Annotated in this window: 8 protein-coding genes; 2 read left to right on the top strand and 6 right to left on the bottom strand. The window is 53.3% G+C overall.

Annotated features, from left to right (window positions below; genetic code table 11):
* Positions 1-26: 26 nt before the first annotated feature.
* The gene (locus JW885_06350; protein ID MBN1881777.1) at positions 27-1,106 is read right to left on the bottom strand and encodes a L,D-transpeptidase family protein; all 1,080 of its coding nucleotides are present in this window, start codon (positions 1,104-1,106) and stop codon (positions 27-29) included.
* 380 nt (positions 1,107-1,486) lie between these two features.
* Between JW885_06350 and JW885_06345 the strand changes: the two genes are divergently transcribed.
* Positions 1,487-2,110, top strand: a complete 624-nt coding sequence (locus tag JW885_06345; GenBank protein MBN1881776.1) for a gliding-motility protein MglA — start codon at positions 1,487-1,489, stop codon at positions 2,108-2,110.
* 174 nt (positions 2,111-2,284) lie between these two features.
* On the opposite strand, the gene JW885_06340 is transcribed toward JW885_06345, so the two are convergent.
* The 4 genes from JW885_06340 to JW885_06325 form a co-directional block, all read right to left on the bottom strand.
* On the bottom strand, positions 2,285-3,484 hold the full coding sequence (locus JW885_06340; GenBank protein MBN1881775.1) for a hypothetical protein: 1,200 nt from the start codon (positions 3,482-3,484) through the stop codon (positions 2,285-2,287).
* A 239-nt stretch (positions 3,485-3,723) separates the two neighbouring features.
* Entirely contained in the window at positions 3,724-4,140 is a 417-nt protein-coding gene (locus JW885_06335) for an SCP2 sterol-binding domain-containing protein (protein ID MBN1881774.1), read from the bottom strand.
* A 48-nt stretch (positions 4,141-4,188) separates the two neighbouring features.
* Positions 4,189-5,385, bottom strand: coding sequence for an iron-containing alcohol dehydrogenase (locus JW885_06330; protein MBN1881773.1), 1,197 nt, complete (start codon positions 5,383-5,385; stop codon positions 4,189-4,191).
* 126 nt (positions 5,386-5,511) lie between these two features.
* Positions 5,512-6,117, bottom strand: a complete 606-nt coding sequence (locus tag JW885_06325) for a TetR/AcrR family transcriptional regulator (protein MBN1881772.1) — start codon at positions 6,115-6,117, stop codon at positions 5,512-5,514.
* Positions 6,118-6,579: 462 nt separating this feature from the next.
* On the opposite strand from JW885_06325, the gene JW885_06320 reads away from it, so the two are divergent.
* Positions 6,580-6,966: a PTS mannose transporter subunit IIC gene (locus tag JW885_06320; GenBank protein ID MBN1881771.1), complete on the top strand. Its 387-nt coding sequence runs from the start codon at positions 6,580-6,582 to the stop codon at positions 6,964-6,966.
* 15 nt (positions 6,967-6,981) lie between these two features.
* Here JW885_06320 and JW885_06315 read toward each other — a convergent pair whose 3' ends face one another.
* Positions 6,982-7,752, bottom strand: a complete 771-nt coding sequence (locus tag JW885_06315; protein MBN1881770.1) for a M28 family peptidase — start codon at positions 7,750-7,752, stop codon at positions 6,982-6,984.
* Between the last annotated feature and the right edge of the window lie 193 nt (positions 7,753-7,945).

Raw genomic sequence — 7,945 nt, 5'->3', positions numbered from 1 at the left:
CGCGAGGATACGGCCGGATGTCCCAATCAGTGGCGGATCTCCACCACCGTGCCAATGTCCACTATCGTGACAAGCTTCAAAAGATCGTCGTTATCCATCCGGATGCACCCCCGGGAACCGGGTGAGCCCAGCGCCTCCGGCTCGCTGGTGCCGTGAATACCGATGCCGGTCCAGGGAGGCGTTGCCAGCCGGAGAAACCAGGGACCGTAGGCGAGCTCGCCGTTATAGGTCCAGGCGGAGCTGTCCTCAATGGAAACGATCTTGAAGGTCCCCTCCGGCGTACGGTTGTCCCCCGCCTCCTTCTTATCGGCAAGGTCGGGATTCTTTCCTACGGTCACCGGATATTCACCCAAAAGCTCTGCGGTCATCAGATCATACACCCTCAGGGTAAAATCGGTTTTTGAGATGACAATGCGCACATCCGGTTTTTCCTCATTCAGTCCCAGGCGATTGCTCATCCGTGGAGAAAACTCGAGACCCAGCACCACCACAACGTCCTTGAGCATGTCCACCGGCTCCATCACACCCTCATCCACCGTTGTGTGCACTTCCGTCGCCACATCCTCAAGCTCCGGAGGATAATATACCACCGTTTCATAGTAGTATCGATCCGCATTGTCCGGGGTGTAAAACGGATATTTTCGGGTCAGCCCGTGGTCTATCTCAACCTTCATGTCCTTGGCCAGACCTTGTTTTGTCGTGGAGTTCAAAATCAGGATGTAATGTTCCACGGTGAGGGTCGGAAATGTGGGAATCACTGAATCCATCCCCAGGATTACCTGCACCCCGCCGGAGGACATTTCCTCTTGGGAAAGAAGCATCCCGACTCCAATAATTTCTTTGATCTCCTTGGCGGCTTCTTCGTCGGCGGGATTGTAGAGGATTTCCGTCACCACCTTGTAATTAGTCAGGTTTTTCGGTTCCGCGACGATATACCCGCTCTCCACCAGCTTCTTATTGACCCCCCGGGCCAGGCCGTTCACCCCCACCTTGGAACAGTACGCCTGACAGCCGTTGAAGACCGTCACGACCGGTTTGGGTGCGTCCGGCACCAGGGATGAATCACAGCCCACCAGGGAAAAGATGCCCAGTGCTGCAATCATCATAAAAAACGGGCGTACTTTCCCTGAAACTATATCACACATATGAAAATGCTCCTTGACGGCATCAATTGTATCAAAAACAGCAGCGGTCAACTCGTTTTTTGTACATATTCACCGCGCTGCATGGTTGCCTCACCGCAATAAAACGGTGTCCACACGTCTCATTATAGAAAAGGAGTGATTATTGTCAAACAAAAATCACGAAAACCGTGCCCATGAGTAGTTCCCATCCGTCTTGTGGGATACCTGCACCCCTCTTGAGCGATCAACAATATATAAAGTCCCTGTTTGTACAGGAACAAAAGGAAAAAAGCAAGGATACAAATCTATTTACAAAAAAAGTCTCATACTGTATAGTGTACTAATACTTCGCAAGAGCCGTAATGTCATCGGAGGTGCTTACATTCATGCGAATCAATTGGAGCAAACGTGAGATGATCATGAAGATCGTCTATTTCGGTCCAAGCCAGGGCGGAAAAACCACAAACCTGCAGTCCATCTATAACAAGCTCAATCCCCAGGTGAAGGGTCAGTTCATGTCCATCAACACGAAGGAGGACCGTACGCTCTTTTTTGATTTTTTCGACATGACGACCACCACCCGATTCAAGGGGGGCTCCATCAAGGTGAGGTTCGAACTGTACACCGTGCCGGGACAGGTGAAATATGAAGAAACCCGACGGCTCGTCATGCGCGGGGCCGACGGCGTGGTGTTCGTGGCCGACTCCCAGACATCAAAGCTCACCGAAAACCTCTATTCCCGTGCTGACCTGGATGAAATCCTCCAACATTACGGACAGAACCCGGAGACGTTTCCCACCGTTATACAGTACAACAAACGGGACCTGCAAAACATCTCCAGTGTCGACGATCTCAGCAAGGCCCTCAATCCGAGATTCAACCTGGAGTTCCAGTCCGTCGCCATCACCGGCGAAAACGTCATGGAAACACTCAAGGGAATCTCCCAGGCCGTCATCAAGGCCGGAAGAAAAAAACATACTCAGTAGTCTTCCCAACCCGCACCGCCCGTTTCCCTCCATCGAAAGACCGTAATAATTCTCGGACGACACGCCCCCGGGATCGTATTGAAATGTGTCATAACACACGATTTTCAATCGCCATCGGCTTTATCACAAGACGGACGGTGCGGGCACCGTCCGTCTTTCCACATCGCGCTTTTACTACTTTCTCATGTACGTAAACGAGGCATTCGGCCTGCCCACAAAGCATGATTTGTCAAATCCGTAAAAACGGATGATCTCCACGGTCAACCGCGCCTCATCTTCCTGTTGGTCAAAATCGAACAGCCAGTGATCGCCGTCTACGACCTTCCACCTTCCGGATATATACTTCGCCTCAACGGCGTCGGGATCGAAGCCGACACAATCCTCGCCGGGATAGGCGCCTTCCGGCGCTCCCCCTCCCACGGTCCAGTACATCAGCGATGCGTCGGGCCTGCCCACAAAACACTGGGAGTCCATGGAATAATGCCGGATGATCTGGAAAGCCTTGTCCGCCTCCGCGGCATTATCTCCGAAATCAACCATCCACATGTCGCCCTCTGCCAGCTTGTAGCTTCCCCCCGCCTCTATCACCGACACATGCGAAGGATCAAACGAGATGCAGTCCTCATCCGGCCGTATCGACATGATCGGGCCCAGAGGGATGGGCACGGGTTCCATGACGACATCCGCCTCCCCCTCTTCCTCCCCGCCTTTCACCAGCACCACGGCACTCATGGGGGCCGAAGATCCGCCCAGGGAGCCGAACACCCCGCCGGATACCTTCCATATTTCCTTTCGGGACGTGTTCACCTTGAAAAATATGTCGCTCCATGTCTTCAGTCTCAGGTGATAGAGATAATCTTTCAGCTTCGCCACCTCCCAGTCATCCCCGTATGAAAGCACGGTGTTTTCCGAAATGATCTGGAGTGTGTCGCTCGGGGGGGCGTATACCAATTTGAGTTTTCTGAACCTGAGGAAGAACCGATCCGGCACCGTGTCACCGACGCCGCCCACCACGTCCACCGTGACGTCGTCAAGGGGCTTCTCGGTGCCGCCGAGCTGGCCGAATACTCCCCCGGTGACCAGATACGCCTCCCGCCGGGAGGTGTTCACCTTCCAGTAATATCCGCTCCAGTTGCTGCGGCGGATATGATACAGAAACGGCTTGAGTTGGACCATTTCAAGGCCCTCCCCATATGAAAGCACCATTCCCTCCCCGGCGAGCTGCATATCGCCGCTGGTGGGATCGACCACGAGGTAGCCGTCGGTAAAGGCGATGGTGAAGGAATCAGGAACCTGGGCTGCGGCCGAATGTGAAAATCCAACGATCCCCAGGGTGAGCACGACGGCGTATAATGCCATACGATATGTCTTCATATCTTCCTCCCTGTAATACAATCTAATAAAATAATCTCATATTTATATATCTTCACGCCTCTTTTGCACTCTTCGCTCGATCACTGTATCCCAGTGTACAGTAAAAGAGAATATTGTGTATGACTGACATCACAGTATGCAAAAAAAGAGGGGCGGTTTTTTGTCCGCCCCTGAAAGAACAGTGCGTACACTATTCGTATCGATAATCATTCGGTCCGTCCAATATGACTTAATCTAATTTAGACCTTTATGTCCTCAAGGCCCATTTCATCCAGCACCTCGTTGTAGTATTCCGCGACCTTTTTAAGTTTGGGGGCTAAACGCAGGAGTCCCGTCGCCGACCCCTTCACCTTGATTTTTTTCCTGGTAATCGCGGTGATCGGATTGAGCTTGTTCGACCACGAGCGATGGGCGTCGTCCGCCGAAAGGCTCATGATGAGATCCGGCTCGTCATCGGGCCGCCCCTGCCCGGACGTGACCTTCCCGCCTCGGGCATCCACCCAAAAGGCGCAGTTTTCTCCGTCCTGGGTGTAATCAAACAGGATAAGCTGGTTCACCTTCTTAAGGCTTTTGGACAGATCTGGATCCGCCATGCATTTGTCAAACATCTTTAGAAACGCCTCGATTGGCTGATTTTCATTTTTCCAGAATTCCATGTTCTCCACCTCCGAGATCCGTAATGATAGTATATATTATTAGACACCCTAAAGGGCGTCTTTATATATTTCCAGGAGGTCTTCTTCCTCGACGTACCGGGGGTTGTAGCTGATCTGGGAATCCCCCACCGCCAGCTCCGCCAGTGCGCTCAGGTCTTCGCCGTCGTCCGTCACGCCGTGATCTTTCAGGGTATCGGTCAGCCCGATCTCCTTTTTCAGCGCGTGCACCGCCTCCACAGCGAGCTTTCCCGCATCAATCGGATCCATCCCCGCCACGTCACATCCCATGGCGTCAGCGATGAGCATGAATCTTTCCGGCACCTCCTCCACGTTAAACGCCATGACATGGGGCAGCATCATGCCGTTGGCCAGCCCGTGGGGGATGCCGTATCGGCCGCCAAGAGCGTGGGCCAGGGCGTGGACGGCGCCGGTCATGGTATTGCTGAAAGCCATGCCGGCCATGGTGCTGGCAAGAAGCATGTGTCCCCGGGCGTCTATGTTTTCCGGCTCCTTCACCGCCGCCGGCAGGTACGTGAAGATCAGTTTGATCGCGTGAAGAGAGAGGGCATCGCCGATGGGTTCGGCGGCGGTGGACGTCATCCCCTCGATGGCGTGGGTCAGGGCGTCCATTCCGGTGAACGCGGTGATCCGTGGAGGCAGCTTTGTGGTCAGTTCAGGGTCCAGCATGGCGATATCGCAGTTACAGTAGGGATGGGACACGGCGATCTTCTGCCTTTGCCGGACGTCCAGAACCACGATGCCGGTGGTGATTTCACTGCCGGTCCCGGCGGTGGTGGGGAATGCGATATGTGGGGGAAGGAGCTTCGCGGTGTCATGCAGCGCCGCCTGATCGGCCAGTGGGGCGAAGTCGTCATGCCCCTCGCCGATCATGATGTTCACCGCCTTCGCGGTGTCCATAACGCTCCCGCCGCCGATTACCACCATGCAGTCCGCCCCGTTCTTTCTGTAAAACACCACCCCCTCGTTGACCACGTCTATGCGGGCGTCCTGAACGATCTCGTCGAACACGCCGACCAGGGCCAAGCCAGATTTTTTGATCTCCTCGGTCACCATATCGACGACACCGGCATCGACGAGCCCCGCGTCTGTGTAGATCACCGCCCGGGTGCCCCCGAGCTGTTCCATCTCGTAGGCGATTTCGGCCCTCAGTCCCGGCGAATACATAATTCTGGGACGATGTAACCAGATGAAAAACGGGTCGAATGCAATATCAGGATATTTCATGAACACCTCCTATAATACGCACACGTTCCATATCTTCCACGGTCCCCGTACCGCCTCCGACATCGCTTCGGCGTGCCCGGTTTCCCGGTACGAAATCGATTTGTCATATGGAGGGTCGTCGGGCCTTCACGCATTTAAAAAACTCATGACAGCCGCGACGGACGTATCCACCATCACCTTGAAATCGAACGCTTCGGGATCAAAAATATACTGGAGCGACGCCCCGCCTATGACGGCGATAATCAGGGACGCCAGAAGATTCACGTCGACCCTCGCCCGGAACACGCCCTTGTCAACTCCCCGTTCGACAATTTTCGCCATTTCCCGCCGGTATCGTCGAAACAGGGTTGCATTCAGATCGCTCATAAGGGTTTTCTGGGTGATCTGCGACCAGAAAACCATCATGACGTGATAAAACTCCTTATGTTCGTGAACCAGGTCGAAACTCACACGGAGAATCCGTTCCATCTGCTCTTTGGGTTCCGGGTGGTTCTGTATAGTCGACGCGAAGTTTCTGTCGATAACCCGTATGATGGAATCAAACAGGGATACCATGACATCTTCCTTACTGGAAAAGTAATAGTATATTATCCCTTTGGAAAATCCAGCCCGGGTGGCGATATCCTGAACGGTAATGTTTTCGTATCCCTGCTCAGCGATAATATCGTACGCGGCTCTGAGTATCTGGGATTTGCGTTTTTGGGTGAGTTCAAGGTTTTTTGACTGAGTCACAATATACCACACGTTCATTTATGAAAGTGTTTTATATAAACACGCACCGGGCCCCCATTCCAGAGAACACCGGAGGCGCTCTTTTTGTCTAAGTGTTTTCTTGTCGGTCTGTTACCCCTCAAAAAAAGAGTCTGTATCCCCGTATGGACTATCTCTCTGGTACCGCCCGTTCTCTCTCTCCGGAGCGCGTCCGATCCGAAACAGAATGCCCGTCAGAAACAAAACCGATTATTGACCGGCCGGTCAACACTATCGCACGGAACGATGGTATGTCAAGTATTTTTCTCTACCGGACACCTTGAGTTTTTTTTGGGGTGTTTCACTCTCAATGCCGCTGTTTTTTTCATGTTTCTATTGACCCGATACAGCGGAAAATGGTACATACGTCAACAACGGTCCCTTAAAAGATCCCGGGCCGCATGTTGCAAGATAATTACTGGATACTCAATACACGACGGTACCATGGTCGGCATAGTCATCGCCTGTCATCTTGACATGGCGAAAAATATTTTTAAAACGGCGTCATTTATGCTGGGCGAAACGCCACAGCAGGTAAACGTGTTCTCCGTAGAGCTCGGCATGGAGAAAGAAGAGATGCTGCTTGGTTTGTCCCTGGCTACGGGCGAGGTGGATCAGGGAGACGGCGTGCTGGTGCTGACGGACATTGTGGGAGGCACCCCCGCCATGCTCGCCCACGAGCTTCTGGAAAAGCGGCATATCGAGGTTGTCAGCGGTGTCAACCTGCCGATGGTCCTGGCGGTGATCAACTACCGTGACGGCATGACACTCAAGCGTCTGGCGAAGATGGCCGTCAAGGCGGGAAAAGAGAGTATTTTCACCATCAGGTAAACATTCCGCCTTCTCCTATCGCACGTTGGCCGGATCCAATGGATAGGCAAGATCATCCAGAACCCGGATATATTCCTCGATGACCGGATAGCTGTTCATGAGCACATCGTTGTCGATCACCTCCGGCACGTCCCGTTCGCTTCCCAGTATATCAAGATCGCACTCGTTCACGCCGTCTATAGTGATCGCGGGTACCCCCAGGGCAAGAAACACCAGGGAATCCGCGGCGACCCCGGTGATCGAACCCGGCGATGCGTCGTACCCGAACCGCCCGCCGACCTCAACAAAAATGTCCTCCAGCACATCCGACGACCCCTCAGGCCAGGGATGGGGCATGGTCATCCCGAGACACTCCAGATTGACCATCGCATGGATCTCTTTCGGCAGGCAATCGCTGTTACAGGCGAAATCGATGGAGCCTAAAAGCCCCGCCTCCTCAAGGTCGAAAATCACAAAGAGAAGATTATGATTCAGTTCCTCGTCAGAAAGGCCCCGATAGAGCGCCGCTGCCATCAGCATGCCGCTGTAATTATCCAACACTCCCATACCCTCACCGGCGCTGTCCAGGTGGGCGCTGATAATCAGCCACCCCTCGCCACCTCCCTCCAGGGAGACGATAACGTTGCCGGGACAATCCGAAGAGCCGCCTGACGGCTCACCGTCGGTGGAGACCGGTTCGATAATCACATTTGTCGCCCCCAACCGTTCAAAAAGCAGTGCGATGCTGTTGCACCGCTCGGCCCGCTCCCGGGAGATCGTTCCCAGCTCGCTTATGACTTCATCCATAGGAGATATAGTCACGTCTGCGGCGCAGGCAAACAAAGGATAGGAACAACACACAGTAAAAAAAACCAACAGAAATGATGCTTTTCTCATGTAATTCCCGAAATACGACCTTAGGAAAGGGTTTTCTCTCCATTTTGAGCAAATATGGGTAATATTTTCTTTCTGCTTGACTTGAGAGGATAAATATGATAAA

The sequence above is a fragment of the Candidatus Zymogenaceae bacterium genome, assembly GCA_016931225.1.
Taxonomy (GTDB): Bacteria; Desulfobacterota; Zymogenia; order Zymogenales; family Zymogenaceae; genus JAFGFE01.
This window is presented reverse-complemented; position numbering and strand designations above follow the sequence as displayed.